Genomic DNA, 19,106 nt, shown 5'->3' with positions numbered 1-19,106 from the left:
CGCGACGCCGAGCCGGGACGAGATTCCGTTCATCCCGTTCCGCTTCCATATCCTCGCTTCCGCGACGACGATGACGCGGGCGGAGTTCGTCGCCTTCCAGACGAACGAGGCCCTGCGGCTGCGCGACGCGATACTGGCGGCGGACGACGCGCCGCCCGCGCTGCTGGCGCTCGCCGCGAGCGAGCGGGACTGGGTGAACCTGTATCTTGCCGCGCTGGAGGATGCGGGATTGCTGCGCCCCGAGGGTGAGGTGCCGCCGATCCGCACGCAGGCGCATATCGTCAGCCTGATGGCGACGCTGGCGTCGGGCATCCTTTACGGTCCGGCGGGCAGCGAAATCCGCTCGAACGGCGATTACCTCGGCTTCTTCGAGCAGGTGCGCGCGCTGTACGGCCACAAGAACGGCCAGATGGCGGCGATCGAATATATGGATCAGCGCCAGAGCCCGCGCTACACGGGCGAGGTGCCGATCCCGGCGCTTCCCGACCCCGCCGACTATGATCTGGGCCTGAGCGGTCCGACCTGGTTCGAGGCGTTCCGCGTCTACGTCCCCTGGGTCGATTTTGCGCAGCGCGGCGCGGGCCTGCCCGCCGATTTCCAGATCAACGGACCGGAGCCGGTCGACGGCGATCCACTGGCGCAGCTCGATTTCTCGCGCTTCTTCACCAGCGGCGGCGCGGGTGGGCGGCTGGCGTCGATCACCGGGCCGCAGACGATGGACACGCTGGGCTGGCTGCCCGCGTCGGCCGAGCTTCCCTACAGCATCGGTTTCGAGAATTCGGCCGGCTCGTCGCGCTACACGAACGAGATCCGCATCGTCACGCAGCTCGACCCGCAGCTCGACGCGCGCAGCTTCGCCTTCGGCGATATCCGCATCGGCGACATCACCATCGATGTGCCCGACGGGCGGACGAGCTTCCAGGCCGAATATGACTTCGTGCGCACGCGCGGTTTCATCCTGCGCGTCAGCGCGGTGCTCGACCTCTATCAGCAGCCCGCGAGCGCGAGCTGGCTGATCCAGGCGATCGACCCGGTGACGGGCGAGGTGCTGCAGGACACGACGCGCGGCCTGCTGGCGCCCAACAACGCGCAGGGGTCGGGGGCGGGCTTCGTTTCCTATGCGGTGCGGCCGGCGGCCGACGTCGCGACGGGCGAGACCATCGCCGCGTCGGCGCGCGTGCTGATGGACGGCTTCGCGCCCGAGGACACGACGATCCTCAACCAGATGGTCGACGGCAAGGCGCCCGAAAGCCGCCTGACCGCGACGCGCATCGGCACCACCGACGATTATCGCATCGACTGGAACGTGCGCGACGACAATGGCGGATCGGGCGTGCGCCACGTCACCCTTTATGTGGCAGAGGACGGCGGCGATTTCCGCATCTGGCAGCGGCGGCTGACCGACGCGTCGGGATCGCTGGTGTTCGAGGGCGAGGCCGGAAAGACCTATGAGTTCCTGGCGCTGGCGACCGACGTCGCGGGCAATCGCGAGGTGCCGAAGCCCGGCGTCAACGCCGTCGCCGACGGGTCGGGCGTCAATCTGGGCGCGCTGCCGACCGTGCCGGGGACGACGCCGCCCAATTTCGGGCAGGCGCCCGAACCCTCGCCCGCGCCGTCGACCAACGCGCTGTTCACCGCGGCCGAAGCCAAGGTTCCCGCCGCGGCGGCGCTGTCGGCGCCCAGCGAGTTCGATGCGATATTGAGTCCGTTCATCGCGCGCGCCTTTGCCGTGGGGATTGGGCAGAGCGACGGCGGCATCGGTCCGATGGCGATCGTCGAGGCGCCCGACGGCAGCATCCTGGTTTCGGGCGGTGCCAATCGCGGCACCATCTGGCGCTTCGACGCGCGCGGCGGGGTGGCGGGCACGCCGCTCGCCGAACTCGATGTGCCGGTGTTCAACATGGCCTTCGACCCCGAAGGGCGCCTGTGGGCGACGACGGGCGGCGGCGCGCTGCTGCGGCTCGATCCCGACACCGGCGCGGTGATCGAACGTCATGGCGACGGCATTACGATCGCGATCGCGGTGCATCCCGAAAGCGGCGCGATCTATGTATCGACCAACGCCGGCATTTCGGTCTTCGACCCCGACGACGGCAGCTTCACCCAGTGGAGCCGCGACGAGAATCTGCGTGTCGGCAGCCTCGCCTTCGACGGCGACGGCACGCTGTGGGCCGTGACCTGGCCCGACCGCAAGCAGGTCGTGCGCTTCAACGACCGCGCGCGGGCGGAGACGATGCTGACCTTCGACGCGCCCGCCGATTCGATCGCTTTCGGGCGGACCGGAACGCGGCTGGAAGGGCTGATGTTCGTGTCGCACACCGCGGGCAAGGTCGCCGACACCGGCCTTGCCGCCGAGGGCAGCGAACTGACGATGGTGGACATGGCGACGCTGCGCCGCATCGCGGTGGCGACGGGAGGCTCGCGCGGCGACGTCGTGCATGCGACCAGCGACGGGCGGCTGCTGATCAGCCAGAGCGGACAGGTCGATGTCGTCGCCCCGGCGACCGTGCCGGCGGTCGTCGCCACGAATCCGCCTGCCGGATCGAATGCGGTGCTGCCGATGCCGTTCCTGACCGTGACCTTCGATCAGGACATGTTCGTCGGTGCGGCCGGCGATGCCGCCTCGGTCACCAACCGCCAATATTACGAACTGACCGACGACAGCGGCAAGACGCACGCGATCCGGTCGGTCTCCTATGACGCGACGACGCGCACCGCGGTGCTGGAGGTCGGGACGTTGCTCGCCGGCAATTACCGGCTGACGGTCAAGGCAGGGCTCGCCGCTGCGACCGGCCAGCGCATGGCGGTCAATTATCAGAGCGCGTTCCAGGCGTATGACGATATTTCGATGCTGGTCGATGTCGTGTTCAGCGATACGCGGATGGACCGCCTGACCGGCACCATCTCCTACAAGGTGACGATCACCAACCGCACCGACGGGCCGATCACGCTGCCGGCGCTGTTGACCATCGATCCGCTCGGCGGCTTTCCGGGCGTTCCGACCGACGCCTCGGGACGCACCGACGACGGCCGCTGGCTGGTCGATCTGGCGTCGGCGCTGCCTCCGGGCGGCGTGCTGGAGGCCGGGCAGAGCACCAGCGGCCGCACCGTGTCGATCACCGCGCCGGGCGACCGGCGGCTGGAGTTCGCCGCGGGCATCGTCGCCGGCACGCTGCCCAACACCGCGCCGAGCTTCACCAGCCAGGCGCCCGACCGCGCCAAGGTCGGCCAGGCCTTCGCCTATCAGGCCGCCGCGAGCGATGCCGAGGGGCAGACGGTCGTTTTCGGCCTGCTGACCCATCCCGACGGCATGACCATCGACGCCGACACCGGGCTGATCCGCTGGACGCCCGGGCCCGACAGCCCGGCGAGCGTCGCGGTGGTGGTCGAAGCCTTCGATTCGCGCGGGGCGGTGTCGCTTCAGCGCTTCGTGCTGGCGGTCGAAGGCGGCAACAGCGCGCCCGAGTTCCGCAATGCGCCGATCCGCGTCGAGGGGGCGGAAGGGCAATTGTTCGAATTCCAGCTTGCCGCCACCGACGCCGATTTCGATCCGCTGACCTATTGGGTCGACGGCCTGCCCGCCGGCGCGAGCTTCGACCCGGCGACGCGCATGTTCAGCTGGCTCACCGACTATCGCTCGGCGGGCACCTATGACGTGCGCTTCTATGTCACCGACGGGATCAGCCGGGACGAGGCGCTGATCTCGCTGGTCGTTGCCGACCGCAATCAGCCGCCGCAGGTGGTGCCGGTCGCCGACCGCAGCGCCCGCGAGGGCGATTTCATCCGCTTCCGCATCAATGCGAGCGCCGACAGCGACCGGCCGCTGACCTTCTCCAGCCCCTCGCTGCCGTTCGGCGCGACGCTGAACCCGACGACCGGCGCGTTCGAATGGACGCCGACCTATATCCAGGCCGGCGACTACAACGTCACCTTCGACGTCAGCGATGGCGAGACCAGCGTGCGCTTCACCACGAAGATCACGGTGCTCAACGCCAATGCGGCGCCGGTGTTCGACCAGCTCGACGGGTGGCAGGTGCTCGAAGGCCAGCTTCTGGTCTTCAAGGCGTTCGCCTTCGATCCCGACAATCCCTATTACACGCCCGCGCTGCGCAACATGCAGACCGGCGAGGTCGTGGCGACCACCAGCCTGCCCAAGACGGTGACGGTCGAGCTGTTGTCGGCGCTGCCGCCGGGCGCGACCTTCGACCCCGAAACCATGGAGCTGCGCTGGACGCCCGACAATGCGCAGGCCGGCGATTATGAACTGCGCTTCCGCGCCACCGATACGGGCGACGGCGACGAGCCGCCGCTGTCGACCGAGATCACGGTGCCGATCCGCGTGTTCAACCAGAACCGCCGCCCCGAAGTGCGGACGATCGAGAATGTCACCGTGGCCAAGGACACAGTGGTCGAGATTCCGGTTTCGGCCTTCGACGCCGACGGCAATCCGCTGAGCCTCGCGGCGATCAACGAAAGCCCGTTCCAGCCGCTGCCGCCCTTCATCACCTTCGTCGACAATGGCGACGGCACCGGCGTGATGCGGATCGCGCCGGGCGCGAACCATCGCGGCGATCATGCGGTGACGGTGACCGCGACCGACGACGGCGACGGCACAGGGACCCCGCTGACCGGCGCCTATACCTTCATCATTTCGGTCACGAGCCCCAACGAAGCGCCGGTGATCGGCCATATCGGCAATCTGGTCGCGGTGGCCGGTCAAAAGCTGACGGCGACGATCGACGTTCGCGACATGGACCAGGACGCGCTGTCCTATGCGCTGTCGGGCCTGCCCGGCGCGACCGTGACGCCGACGTCCGTCTATGGCCGCGTGACGCTGGAGTGGACGCCGACGGCGGCTGAGATCGGCAGCTATGACGCCAGCCTGACCGTCACCGACAGCGGCAACGGCGTCACGCTGGCGGCCAGCGACACGCGGGCATTCCGCATCGTCGTCCGGGCCGCCAACAGCGGTCCGCAACTGACTCCGGTCGGCGACAAGGCGATCGCCGAGGGCGAGGAGCTGCTGTTCAGCCTGCGCGGGATCGACGCCGACGGCGACGACATCAGCTTCACGATGGAGGGCGCGCCGGAGGGCGCGACGCTCGATCCGGTGACCGGGCTGTTCCGCTGGAAACCGGCGCTGAATGCCGCCGGCAGCTACCAGATCCTGTTCGCGGCCAGCGACGGCCATTCGCGCAGCACCGAGCGGGTGACGATCACCGTCGCCAACGCGAACCAGACGCCGCTGTTCGTGCCGATGGCGACGCAGTTGCTGCGCGAGGGCGCCGCGTCGACCTTCACCGTCGTCGCGGCCGATGGCGACGGCGATCCGCTGTCGCTGTCGGTGGTCAGCGGCCTGCCCGCGGGCGCGCTGTTCGTCGCGGCGCGCGGCGAGCTGCAATGGACGCCCGGCTATGACCAGGCGGGCGATCATCTGATCCGCTTTGCCGCGACCGACCCGTCGGGCGCGGTCGGCACCATCGACGTGCTGGTGCGCGTCGCCAATGTGAATCGCGCGCCCACGATCACCGAGGGCTATCACGCCTTCCTGATCGGCGAGGAAAAGCGCTTCCGCATCGCGGCGCAGGACCCCGACAGCGACGACACGCTGACCTTCAGCGCCGAAAACCTGCCCGAGGGCGCGACGATCGACGCCGCGACGGGCGCGTTCGTCTGGACGCCGGGACCGGGGCAGGCGGGCGACTATGTCGTCACGCTGATCGTCAGTGACGGGCGCGCGACGACGCGGCGGACCGTGCTGATGCGGGCGCAGCTCGAACCCGCGGCGCCGACGCTGCGGATCGAGACGACCCCCAGCTTCGCCGCGACGCCGGGGCAGAAGGTGCTGCTCCATCCGACGGCGGACAGCCTGTCCGACATCGTGTCGCTGCGCTTGTGGGTCGACGGGCAGGAAGTCGCGCTCGACACCAATGGACGCGCGACGATCACGGCCGGCAATCCGGGCAAATATTGGGTGCGCGCGACGGCGGTCGATGCCGATGGCGGAACCGCGACGGTCGAGCAATGGCTGAAGGTGCGCGACCCCGCCGACAAGGCGGCGCCGGTCGCCCTGTTCGGCGGCGGGATCGACGCGATGATCGTGCGCGGGACGCTCGACGTGCGCGGCAGCATCGCCGACGGCAATCTCGATTTCTGGACGCTGCAACTGATCGGCGCCGACGGCAGCGTGCAGGACATCGCGCGCGGCGATGTGACCGCCGATGGCGTGCTGGCGACGCTCGACGGGCGGCGGCTGGCCGATGGCTTCTATACGCTGCGTCTGACCGGGCGCGACATTTCGGGACGCACGAGCGTCGCGAGCGCGGCGGTCGAGGTGCGCACCGGCGCCGACAAGCTGGGGCGCTATCAATCGACCCATGTCGATGTCTCGGCCCAACTCGGCAGCGTGCCTTTCGCGCTGACCCGCGCCTATGACAGCCTGACCGGCGAATGGATCTTCCTGGGCCTCGACGTCGCGATCGACACCAATGCCGGGACGCTGCCCGGCGTCGGCGGGGCGCTGCCCGGTTTCGAGCAGGGCACGCGGCTGATGCTGACGCTGCCGACCGGCGAGCGCGCGGGCTTCACCTTCCGCCCGGTGGCGGAGACGATCGGCTCCGTGACCTTCTATCGTCCCGCCTGGGTGGCGGACAGCGCCAATGGCTGGACGTTGCAGTCGGTCGACCGCCAGCTTCGCAAGGTCGGCGGCGCCTATTTCGATGTCGAGACGGGGCTGGCCTACAACCCCGCGTCGCCGGTCCACGGCAACCGCGACTATGTGCTGAAGGGGCCGGACGGCACGACCTACGTGATCGACAGCGGCAACGGCACGGTGGAAATCCGGTCGGCCGCGGGAATGCTTCTCGTCGGCGATGGCGGCGTGACCGCGCTGGGCGGCGCGGCGCTCCAGTTCCTGCGCGATGCGGCGGGCCGCGTCGTGCAGGTCACCGGACCCGGCGGGTCGGCCACCGTCTATGAATATGACGACGCCGGGCGGCTGACCGCGGTGCGCGACCTCGCGACCGGGGAGGGAGTCCGCTACGGTTATGTCGACGGGCGGCTGGCGATCGAGATTCCGTCCGACGGCGAGGGGCGGCGCATCCGCTATGCCGCCGACGGCGGCGTCACGACCAGCGTCGTGCGCGACGATCTGGGCAGCGCCGCGGCCTTCACCGGCAAACCCTTCGCCGGCACGCTGCCCGCCGGGGGCGGCAGCGACAGCTATGCCTTCACCGTGCGCGCGAGCGAGATCGCGGGGATGGAGAGCGGCGCGTTGATCCTGCGGGTCGCGACCACGGGCGATGCGATCCCCGAAATCGCCGGGCTGACCGCCATCGCCAGTAGCGTGTCGGGCGGCCAGCGGGTGACGCTGTTCGCGCTGCGCGAGGCCGGACTGCACGAACTGATCGTGACCGGCGCCGGTGCCTATGGCGTCGAGATGCGCATCGCCGGCGACATCAATGGCGACGGCAAGGTCGACGGCGTCGACAGCGCGGCGGTGATCGCGGCGCTGGCGGGGGCCGATGTCGACGGCGATGGCGTTGTCGATGCCACCGACACGCAGCTCGTCGCGGCCAACTACGGCTTCCGCGCCAATCAGGCACCGGTGATCGCCGACACCATCGATGCGGTGAAGACCCACGTCGACCTGTCGGCCTGGATCGACCTGGGCAAGGTCGCGACCGATCCCGACGGCGACCGCCTCTATTACCGGATCGTCGGCGTCACCGGCGGCTCGGCGGTGCTGACCGCCGACGGCCGCTCGGTCGTCTTCACCCCCGATGCCGGATACAGCGGCGCGGCCGCAATCCGGATTTCCGCCGACGACGGCTTCGGCACCTCGGCCGAGGGCGTGATCGACATCGCGGTGTCCGACGCGCGGCTGGTCGCGATCGATTTCGACCTGCGCCGCGTCCGCTTCGCCGAAGAAGGCGGCGTGGCGCCGATCATGGTGATCGGTCAGTTCGAGGATCAGGCTGACGTCTATCTGCCGCTATCCTATCTGAATGTGACGGTCGCCAACCCCGATGTGGTGCGCTGGGGCGACGATGGGCTGCTGACCGCGCTGCGCGACGGCGCGACCTACATCAAGGTCGAGCGGGGCAGTATCGCGGCGGCGACGGTCGTCACCGTCGGGTCGCCGAAGGACGGCGACGAGATATTGACCGCCGTCTACAATATCGACGCCTATCCCGATAATGTGACGATGATGGCGGGCGGCGCGACGCGCCGGATCGTCACCGCGCAGGACCCCGAAAAGCAGTATTTCCTCGACGGCGCGGAAGCCGGGACCACCTATGTTTCGGGCGACACCGCCGTGGTCACGGTCGATGCCGACGGCGTGATGCGCGCGGTCGGTCCGGGGGTGACGACGGTCACCGTCATCAACCGCTTCGGCGAGGACCGCATCGAGGTGCGCGTGTCCGATCCGATCGTCGGCAATGTCGTGCAGATCGGCAGGGACGGCGCGATCGTCGCCAATACCGACGGCATCACCATCGGCTTCGGTCCCGGCGGACTGGACGGCGACGCGACGGTGACGATCGAGTCCATCGCGCGCGACGACCTGCCGGTCGCGATGCCGAACGAGGATATCTTCGATTTCGTCGGCGCGTTCGAATTCGATGTCGCGGGCGCCGAATTGACCGGCCCCGTGCAGCTGGCGGTACCGGCCGCCGGCGGTGTCGGCGCGGTGGGCGACGAGGTCTGGTTCTTCCAGAAGATGCTGTTGCCGGTCGGCGAAAACGGCGCCGAGGTCGAGGTGTGGACCGTCATCGATTCGGGCCGCATCGACGAAGACGGCATGGCGCGCGCCGAATCGCCGCCGTTCCCCGGCCTGACGCGACGCGGCCAGATTCTGGTGGCGCGGGTCGCGTCGCCGTTGCCGCGCATCCAGCTCGATCCCGGCTATGCCGCCGCCCTGACCGCGATCATGGTGCCGGCGCTCGGCATCGCGGCGTCGGGCGGCCTTGGCGGTGCGGTCGTCGGGCTGGGCCTTGGCGCGACGGCGATCGCGCTGATGGCCGCGCCGACGCTCTACGGGCTAGCGGAGCTCGAGGTGTGGCGCGCCTATGCCGATGGGGAGATTCTGAAAACGACGCTCGACGTCACCATCTCTCCGACCGACCTTTACACCAAGGTCACGGCCACGGTGCCGACGCCCAAGAAGATCAGCGACGGCACGCCGGAGATATTGGGCGGCACCGTGCAATTCGAGAACGGCAAGCCGGTCGCCGTGCTGACCGGGCGCAATTTCATCTATCCCGCCGCGACGGCGGCGCTGGGCGCGACGACGGCGGGGGACAGCTTCGCCGACATGCGCGTGGTGCTGCGCAACGGCAGTCAGGAGATCGTCCTGACCAGCGACAAGATTCGCGTGCGCGCGGGCGGGACGCAGGATTTTGCGGTCGTCGAGTTCGACGTGCCGCAGCGCGTCCTGCTGGGCGTCACGGAAATCCGGATCGAGCGGCCCGCCGCCGGCACGATGCTGGACGCCAGGGGGCGGATTCCCGCGAACGCCCAATATGTGGCGAGCAAGACGATCACCATCGACAACAAGGGCGGCTTTGCCTTCGCGGGCGATGCCAGCGGCGTCCAGATCATCGACCTTGCGCGCAAGGACGAAGGCGGCGCCGACCTGCTGGTGGGGCGGATCGAGTTGGGCGCGCCCGTGACCGAAATCGTCGTGACGACCGACCTTGGAAGCGCCTTCGTGGCGACCCAGAAGGGCATTGCGATCATCGATACGCTGACGCTTCAGCAATATGACGCCGATTTCGACACGCCCGAAGTGGACATGATCGAAATCCCGGGCGGGGTGACCACGCTCGCGGTCGATCCCAACAACCGCTACCTCTACGTCGGCGGGCTCGGCAAGGTCTACATCATCGACATCGACCCCGGTTCGGCGACCTACCTGCAACTGCTGGAGAATGAAACGCACGCGATCAACGTCGCGATCCGCAGCGGCGGCGAGGAGTTCGGCCACATCACCAGCATGGCGGTCAATGCCGACGGCACGCGCCTCTATGTCGGCGTGCCGGTGTCGGAAATGTACGGGCCGCGCGGCTGGACCAACTATGGCAAGGACCATGGACTGGTCATGGTCATCAACGTCGACGACCGCGACCGTCCGAAGGCCGGCCAGCCCAACGCCCGCCGGTGGCGCGAGGTGATCGGCAAGATCGACGGCGGCGTCGAGGTCTATGACATCCAGGCGACGGCGGAAGCCGACAAGATGGTGTTCGTGTCGCGCGGCGATACGCGCAGCGGCGTCCACCTGCTGAGCGTCACCAACAACAATCCGACCAATTTCCAGGTCAAGCATGTCGGTGTGGCGCCGGTGATCAACGAGGGGCCGATCGGCGTCCGCGACGTCATCGACAGCATCGCCGGCATCTATTATTCATCGACCAAGCGCCTGACGCAGGGGCAGATCTTCGACCTCGACATCCGCAACGCCGCAGGCATCGCGGTGACGCCCGACCTCAGCTACATGTTCGTCGCCGACTGGGGCCTGCCCGTCTATATGTGGTACGGCGACCAGACCGTCGCCCGCGACGTCGATGCGCTGCACCAGACCGGGTCGAAGATCATGGTCATCAAGAATCCCTTCTCCGCCGCGCCGGAGATCGTGGGATCGACGACGCCGATTCCGCTGGCGTTCCTGGAGGAGCTGCGCGTCGACAGTTCGGGGCAGAAACTCTACGCCAACTATCGCGGCCTCGGGAACATCGTCGTCCTCGACATCGACGTGATCCGGGGCATCACGCCGGGGGCGAAGGACACCGACGGCAGCTACAAGTGGAAGCAGACCCCGATCGACAACGTCAATTTCGGGCACCCCGACATCTATCCGGTCGATCCGGATAATCCGGGCAGCTTCGACGATCCGTATAACCCGCCCAACTATCTGTCGATCAACGTCGCCAGGCACGGCCGCGGGCTGGCGCTGCAACAGCTCGACGCGCTCGAACTGCTCGCGCCGCTCGGCAAGCAGGACCTGCATGGCGCGAGCGCGCCGCCGCTGACCTTCGAATGGCGGCTCGATTCGACGCTGACCGGCACGAAGAACGCCAAGGCGAAGCTCTACGTCAGTTCGCTGCTCCCCGGATCGGGCCTGTGGCCCGACGATCCGCCGTCGATCCGCAACCTGTTCGACAGCGATCCGTCCGCCGCATCGATGGCCGGGGATCACCACCCCAATCGCATCCTGACGACGCGTGAGCTCGACCCGGGGGCCTATCTCGTCAAGGCCGACGGCACGGTGGTCAAGCTGGCCGACGACCCGAACAACCCGCTCGACGGCCAGACCTGGCAGGTCACCTTCTCGCCCGAATATGCGAAGGCGATGACCGCGGGACAGCGTTACTACTGGGGCGTCGAAATCGTCGGCAAGGGCATGCGCGAAGCCGCGTCGTGGCAGGTCAAGGAAGTGGTGGCCGACGCTCCGTTCAACGGCGTCACGCTGCTCACGCACGGCTTCCAGCTCGGCCTCGGCATGATGAACTCACCCGCGCTGTTCGGGTCGATGTTCGAGCAGGACGGCGGCGTCTTCACCGACATGGCGGGCTTCATCACCGAGGCCAGCGGCGGCGGCGTGGTGCTTTTCTACGACGGCAAGACCGGCGACTGGGTCGACCGCACGACGGGCAAGCGCAACGCCGCTGCGATCGCCGATGCGCGAGGCAAGGCGATCGTGCTGGTCAGCGACTGGTCGAGCCAGTCAGACATCACCGACACCGGCTTTGCGGAGGCCGCGGCCGATGCGCTGTTCGCGTCGCTGGTCGAGCTCAACCGCGCGTCGGGCGGCGGGATATTCCAGTCGCCGCTGCACTTCGTCGGGCACAACCGTGGCTCGGTCGTCAATTCGGAGATCATCCAGCGGCTCGGCACCTATTTCGAGGATGCCGGGGGCGAGGACGGCATCCACATGACGACGCTGGACCCGCACGACTTCAAGCAGGACGCGCTCAACATCCCGTTGGAGGATCTCGTCCAACTGCTGTTCAGCGTGGCCTCGACGGCCACCCTGATGTTCCCGCCGCTGTCCAAGACGATCGGCTATGTCAGCAAGGCCTTCACCAAGCTGATGAAGGTGGCGGGCAAGCTGGGGCTCAAGCTCGACACGATCGAGTTCGCCGACTTTTCCGACCCCACGGTGCAGGTCTGGAGCAACGTCAAGTTCGCCGACAATTATTACCAGGCGACCGGACTGACCGAGGTCAAGCTGTCGGAAATCACCGTGGGCGGCAAGACGATCACGCTGCTGCCCGAGAAGATCACCGATCCGATGAAGAAATATATCTTCACCGCGACCATGAACGGCCGGTCGATGATCAACAATGCCCCCACCACGGCGGGCGGCGCCTTCACGCCCAACCGCCCCAATCTCGACGTCAACCTCGAAGGCATTTCGGGGATACAGGGCGACGACACGCTGTTCGCGATGTTCGGCCTTGGCGGACCCGACAGCCGCATCCTCCATTGGTATGCGGGCACGATCAACACCAACGTCGACAATATCCAGGGCTATCCGATCTTCCGCCGCGTCGTCGACGAGGGCCGCAGCACCTATGCGCTGGGCATCGAGACGCAGGAATTCGGCACCGCGCCCTGGTATCAGGTTTATCCGGTGCTGGTGTCCGGCGGGAAGGGCGGATCGAGCGGCGCGCTCGACGGCTTCGTCTCGCCCGCGATCTGGGACGGCATCGGCGCAGGCTGGTTCTTCAGCGCGGTCGGCGGGGGCGCCGGGGTGCGGCCGGGGACGATCGGCACCATCTCGCCCGTCTATGACAACGGCAAGGTCGCCAGCGTCGACAATGACAAGGCCGTGCCGTCGATCTTCAACGGCGATTTCGAAAGCGGCACCAAGCAGGCGATCACCAGCTTCCTTCAGAATTTCATCTTCGATTCGGGCTATGGGCGCTTTCCGCTGTCCTATGAACTGCCAGGCTGGTCCTATCACGGCGGGTCGGGGTTCACGCTGAATACCCAGGGCACGATCTTCGGCATCCCGTTCCCCGATATCGACATCACCGGCATCTTCACCGTCCAGACCAGCCTTTCCACCCTGTTCAAGGAGGTGATGAACAACGTCCTGAAGAAATGGGCGGATATTCTCGCGACCAAGCTGGCCAGCGCCTTCATTCAGGAAAAGCACGGCGGACCGCCGATTCCGACGTCGGAATCGTCGGAAGGATACCGGCAATGGTACAATGAATATTGGCTCGAACGCGCGGCGGGCGATTTCAGCCAGGGCAAGGCCGCGCTGCAGGCGATGGCGACGGTCCAGATCATCCAGGCGATCGACAATCTAATCGGCCGGCTGCTCGACGCCGGGGTCAGTTTCAACACCGAGGACGGCATCGTCACCAAGGATTTCTCGCTGTCCAAGCTGTATGAAAAGTCGGCGACCGCCGACAAGGCGGGGCTGGACGGCGTCGCATCGCTGATCACCCAGGTGTTCAACGCCTATATGGACCATTTCTTCCCGCAGCAGTCCGACTATGCGCTCATCATGGGCGGGCAGAAGCTGCTCAAGGATTTCATGTCGACGATGATCGAAACCAGCGCGATGCTGGCCGGAATCGATCCGACCTCCGGCGACGTCCAGCGCGCCGAGACGGCGGCGCACGAATTCATCGACAAGGTGGTGAATTTCAGCGCGATCACCCACAATCGCCTCTATGTGCCGGCCAATGCGAATTATCTGACGTTCGACACCTTCGTGCCGTGGATGATGACGGCCAATGCCGCGATCAAGGTGACCTTCACGCCGGTGGATCCCAGCCTCGGCTCGCACAGCGAGATCGTTCAGCTCAAGCCCGGCTTCATGTCGAACAACAGCTACAGCGTCGAAGTGCCGCAGGCCTATAAGGGCAAGGTCATCACCTTCACGCTCGAGCCGGTGGACATGGAAAACACCGCCACCATCGAGCACGCCTTCATGGAGCCTTCCGGCGTCGAATATCGCATCCTGTGGCCCAAGACGGCGGAAGGATCGCGGCTGCTGAGCGAGCTCGATGCCGACCAGATGCGGCTGCTGGAACAGCAGGGCGACTGGCTGGTCAAGAATCCCGACGTCAAGGTCCGCATCTATGGCTATGCCGACGAGCGCGGGGACGTGGCCTATAACGATCAGCTCGGGCTCGACCGCGCGGCGGCGATCACACAGTTCCTGCGCAAATATCTGGCCGACCGCAACGCGCATCCCGAACGCGTGCTCGATCCGATCAGCCGCGGCGAGCGCTTCCCCAGCATGCAGGAGAAGGACACGGAAACGCGCTGGACGATGGACCGCCGGACCGAAATGCTGGTGGAAACATGGGATGGCGTCCCGACCAGCGGCGTCGACCGGACCATCGACCTGTCGGAGACGCTGAGCCAGATCTTCCTGCTCGACGCCGTGCGCTTCACCGCCGTGAAGTCGGGCTCGCCGATCCTGCTCGATCCCAGGGACATGGTGACGACGTCGGCGGTGGAACCGCTGACCGCGGAGCAGCTCGCGCCGATCGTCACCGCGGCGCAGGCGCGCTGGGTCGCGTCGGGGCTGATCGACGGCGCGGGCGCCGCGCTCGACCGGATCACGGTCGAGATCGGCGAACTGCCCGACGGCGCGCTCGCCCGGTTCGAGAACGGCGTCATCACGATCGACGCGGATGCCGCGGGTCGCGGCTGGTTCGTCGATACGACGCCGATGGACGACGGGGAATATGAAGGCGGAACGCTGGCCCAGCTGCTCGCCGCCGCGCTGGGCAGCGAAGCCGAGGGCAAGGTCGACCTGCTGACCGTCGTGATGCACGAGATGGGGCATGCGCTGCGGCTCGACGACGTGCCGACCAGCCAGCCGACGCGGTTGATGACCGAGATGATCCGGCTTGGCGAACGGCGCCTGCCGAGCGCCGCCGATGTGCCCGACGCGACGAAGCCCGCGACGCCGCAGGGTGACACCGGCACGCCGCCGCCGACGATCACCCTGTCGTCGACGCCGGGCGGCGCGGGCGTGCTCGCGGTCCCGCCGGGCAGCGGATTGCCGCTGGCGTCGGGACCCGTGGTCACCACGCTCGCCAACGGCGATTTCGCCGCCGCAGACGGCTGGAGCGCCTTCGGCGGCGCCAGCGTCACGGGCGGCGAGGGCGTGCTTGCCGAGGACGGGCGCTATCTGTCCTATCTGCGTCAGGCCTTCGCCATTCCCGACGGCGCGACGGAGATCAGCTTCGTCATCCGCTCGGCCACGCTCGGCACCAACGGCAGCCTGCCGCCCGACGCGTTCGAGGTCGCGCTGCTCGATCCGGTCACCGGCCGGTCTCTGCTCGGCGCGCTCGACGGGTTGGACCTGACCGATGCGTTCCTCAACCTGCAGGCCGACGGGACGCTGCACCTTGCGCAGGGGGTCAGCGTAACCGGGACGCCCGGCAGCGGATCGGCGGTCGTGACCGTGTCTCTGCTCGGCGTGGCGCGCGGCAACGGCGCCCTGCTGTCGTTCGACCTGATCGGCATGGGCGATCAGGACAGCCGCGTCGTCATCGACGATGTGACCTTCCGCACGGTGCCCAACCAGGCGCCGGTCGCGGTCGACGACGCCGTGTCGGTCGACGAGGACGGCACCGTCCTGATCGACATGCTCGCCAACGACAGCGATGCCGACGGCGATGCGCTGACCGTCGCCATCCTGACCGGCCCGACGCGCGGCACGCTGTTGCCGCCGACGGTGCCGGGCGGGCCGTGGACCTATGTGCCCGATGCCGATTTCTTCGGGACGGACAGCTTTACCTACACGATCACCGACGGGCTGAGCGCACCGGTCTCCGCGACCGTTTCGATCACCGTCAACCCGGTGAACGATGCGCCGGTTCTGGAGCCGGTGGCGAATCGCAGCGTGGTCGAAGGCACGGCGCTGTCGGTGCAGCTTGCCGCGACCGATGTCGACGATGCGGCGGCGGCGCTGACCTGGACGCTCGTCGAAGGGCCGGCCGGGATGACGCTGTCGTCGAACGGCCTGCTCGCCTGGACGGCGGCGGGGCTGGGCGACCGGACCGTGACGGTTCGCGTCACCGATGCCGCTGGCCTGTCGGCCGAACGCAGTTTCCTGCTTCGGGTGACGCCGGTCGGCAACGAAGCGCCGGTTCTGGCGCCGATCGCACCGCAGAGCGTCGAACAGGGCAAGGCGCTGACCGTGCCGCTGTCGGCGAGCGACGCCGATGACGCGGCGGAGACGCTGGTCTGGTCGCTGGTCAGCGGTCCTGCCGGTGCGACCGTGGGAACCGACGGCGTGTTCCATTGGGTCGCGACCGGCGCGGCCGGGCCGCGCGAGGCGGTCGTGCGCGTGACCGATCCGAAGGGCGCATTCAGCGAACAGCGCTTCACCGTCACCGTCGTGGCGGTGACCAACGCGGCGCCGGTTCTCGCAGCCATTCCCGCGCAGAGCGTCGAACAGGGCAAGGCGCTGACCGTGCCGCTGTCGGCGAGCGACACCGACGATGCGGCGGAGACGCTGGTCTGGTCGCTGGTCAGCGGTCCCGCGGGTGCGACCGTGGGAGCCGACGGCGTGTTCCATTGGGTCGCGACCGGCGTAGCCGGGCCGCGCGAGGTGGTCGTGCGCGTAACCGATCCGAAGGGCGCGTTCAGCGAGCAACGCTTCACCATCACCCTGGTGGCGGTGCCCAACGAGGCACCGGTGCTGGCGCCGATCCCCGCGCAGAGCATCGAGCGCGGGCGGCTGCTGAACGTCGCGCTGTCGGCGAGCGATGCCGACGATGCGGCGGAGACGCTGGTCTATAGCCTCGTCAGCGGTCCCGCAGGGGCGCGGGTGACGGCGGACGGGCGGTTCGAGTGGATCGCCGGGGGCGCCGCCGACACGCAGATGGTGACGGTGCGCGTGACCGATCCCAAGGGGGCGTTCAGCGAGCAGAGCTTCGCCATTGCCCTGCTTGCCAGTTCCAACCTGCCGCCGGTGATCTCCCCCGTGGCGGGCATCGTGGTGGACGAAGGGCAGGCCGTTTCGGTCCAGCTTGCAGCCAGCGATCCCGATGGCGACGCGAGTGCGCTCGTCTGGACGCTGGTGTCGGGGCCGGAGGGAGCGAGTATCGACGCCAGCGGCCGGTTCACCTGGCAGGCGCTCGACGGCGATGCGACGGTGCCGGTCGTCGTCCGCGTGACCGATGCGGGCGGCGCGTCGGCCGAACTCGCCTTTGCCATCGCAGTCCGCGACGTCGCGCCGACGCTGTCGGTGACCGGCGAAGCGACGGGGCAGGTCGCGCAGAGCTATACCGTGCTGCTCGGCGCCGTCGATCCCGGTCAGGACACGCCGATCGAGTGGATCATCGACTGGGGCGACGGCTCCACGCCGACGCGCATCGTCGGCACCGCCACGGCGGCGAGCCATGATTATGCGGTGGCGGGCAACTATGTCGTCCGGGCGACGCTGGTCAACGAGGACGGCAGCTTTGCCGCCGTGCCGCTGGCGCTGTCGATCGCCGATCAGCCGCAGGCGCCGCAGCTTCAGGTGACGCAGGCGACGATCGCCGACGGTATCCTGACGATCCGCTTCTCGCAGCCGCTGGGCGCCGAGCAGGCCGGGCGGACGGTGACGCTGGTCGGCGAGCGCTTCGGGGCGATTGCGGCGACGATCCGTTACGACGCCGATGGACAGGGCTTCACCCTGTCGCGCACCGACGGCAAGCCGCTGCAATACGACCGCTACAGCCTGTTCATCGGCGACGACGGCTTCCTGAGCCGTGACGGCCGGTTGCTCGACGGCGATGGCGACGGAGCCGAGGGCGGCGACTATCGCGCCTCGATCCTGTTCGCGCGCGCCGCGGCGGGGACCGCCGAGCTGCCCGACTTCGTGCGCGGGCCCGGCGAGCAGGTCGATGTGCCGCTGGCCGACCGTGCGGGCCTGCAGGTGCGCTTCACCAGCGAGGGCGGGGTCAGGACGCTGTCCTTCCGCGTCACCTACGACCCGGCGCTGCTGACGATCGACGGCATATTGCGCGGGGCCGATCTTCCGGCCGACGCGGTCGTCGAGTTCCGCACCGAAGCCGCGCCGGGCGGCAAGCGCGTGGCGATCGTCTCGATCGTCAGCGACACGCCGATCCCGGCGGGCGCGGTCTGGCTGCTCAGCTTCGACGCGCGCGTTCCGGCCGACGCGCCCTATGGCGCGAGCGAACGGCTGACGGTCACCGTCGACAGCATCAACGCGGCGGCGCCGAGTTCGACGCGCATGGACGAGGCGGTGCAACTCGTCGGCTTCCTCGACGACCGCTCGCCCGAATTCGACGCGCTGCGCCAGGTCGAGCGGGTCGTCGACGGCCTGCCGATCCTGTCGTCTTCGTCGGCGGAGCGGCCGCATTTCGATGCCGTCACCTATGGCACGCACGCGGCGGTCGCCAAATGGGCGGGCGACATCCATGCCACCGCTTCGGGCAAGACGAAGAAGGCCAAGGAGATCGCGGCCGCGAAGGATGCCGCGCGCAAGAAGGACGCCAAGGCCGAAACCGCGCCAGCCGCTCCGCGCGGCAGGCAGACCGCCGCGGCGACGATCGACTTCGGCGCCACGCCGGTGCTGATGGCGAAAACCGAAGCGACGGAGCAGGTCGATGCGCCGCTGGCACAGTGGCTCGCCGACACGGTGGATGACGGTGACGCGCTCGACCTGATGCCGGTGGCGCTTCCGGCGCTGCTGCTCGACCGCCGTTCCGATCCGCGTCCGCGCCGCGGCAAGGGCCGCAGGAACAAGGACCGTAAATGATGAGCGACGACAAGCGACCGGCGAAGGCGAAAGCGGGTGGACGCGCGGCGGCCGGGAAGAGCACGCCCGCGCCGCCGGCCGCGCCGCCGCGTCAGCAGACGCTGAAGTTCCGCACCGACAATCTGAAGAGCAGCTATTGCAACATGGCCAACGTCACCTCGACCCGTGAAGAGGTGGTGCTGAATTTCGGGGTCAATCAGAATTGGGACCAGCCCGGCGCCGCGCCGGGACCGCTCGAGGTCGATGTCCAGCACCGCGTGATCCTCAGCCCCTTTGCCGCGAAGCGCCTCAGCGATGCGCTGGGGCAGTTGGTGCGCGATTATGAGCAGCGCTATGGCCCGCTCGGCTGATGCGC

General features: G+C 68.2%; 2 protein-coding genes (1 of these 2 cut by a window edge). Both read left to right on the top strand.

Going from position 1 to position 19,106, the window contains the following annotated elements; translation table 11 throughout:
- Positions 1–18,751 carry the 3' portion of an Ig-like domain-containing protein gene (locus tag SGRAN_RS22310; protein ID WP_067184827.1) on the top strand. 18,560 nt of this gene lie to the left of the window's left edge, so only the last 18,751 of its 37,311 coding nucleotides appear in the window; its start codon lies beyond the left edge, outside the window; it ends in the stop codon at positions 18,749–18,751.
- Positions 18,751–19,101, top strand: a complete 351-nt coding sequence (locus tag SGRAN_RS14665) for a DUF3467 domain-containing protein (RefSeq protein WP_082737281.1) — start codon at positions 18,751–18,753, stop codon at positions 19,099–19,101. Before SGRAN_RS22310 ends, SGRAN_RS14665 begins: the two co-directional genes overlap by 1 nt.
- Positions 19,102–19,106: the final 5 nt, after the last annotated feature.

The sequence above is a fragment of the Sphingopyxis granuli genome (assembly GCF_001559015.1).
GTDB classification, from domain to species: Bacteria; Pseudomonadota; Alphaproteobacteria; order Sphingomonadales; family Sphingomonadaceae; genus Sphingopyxis; species Sphingopyxis granuli.
This window is presented reverse-complemented; position numbering and strand designations above follow the sequence as displayed.

Bases quoted from the DNA above. Each gene is read 5' to 3' on its own strand.
- SGRAN_RS14665 (WP_082737281.1), top strand. From the start codon at position 18,751: ATGAGCGACGACAAGCGACCGGCGAAGGCGAAAGCGGGTGGACGCGCG.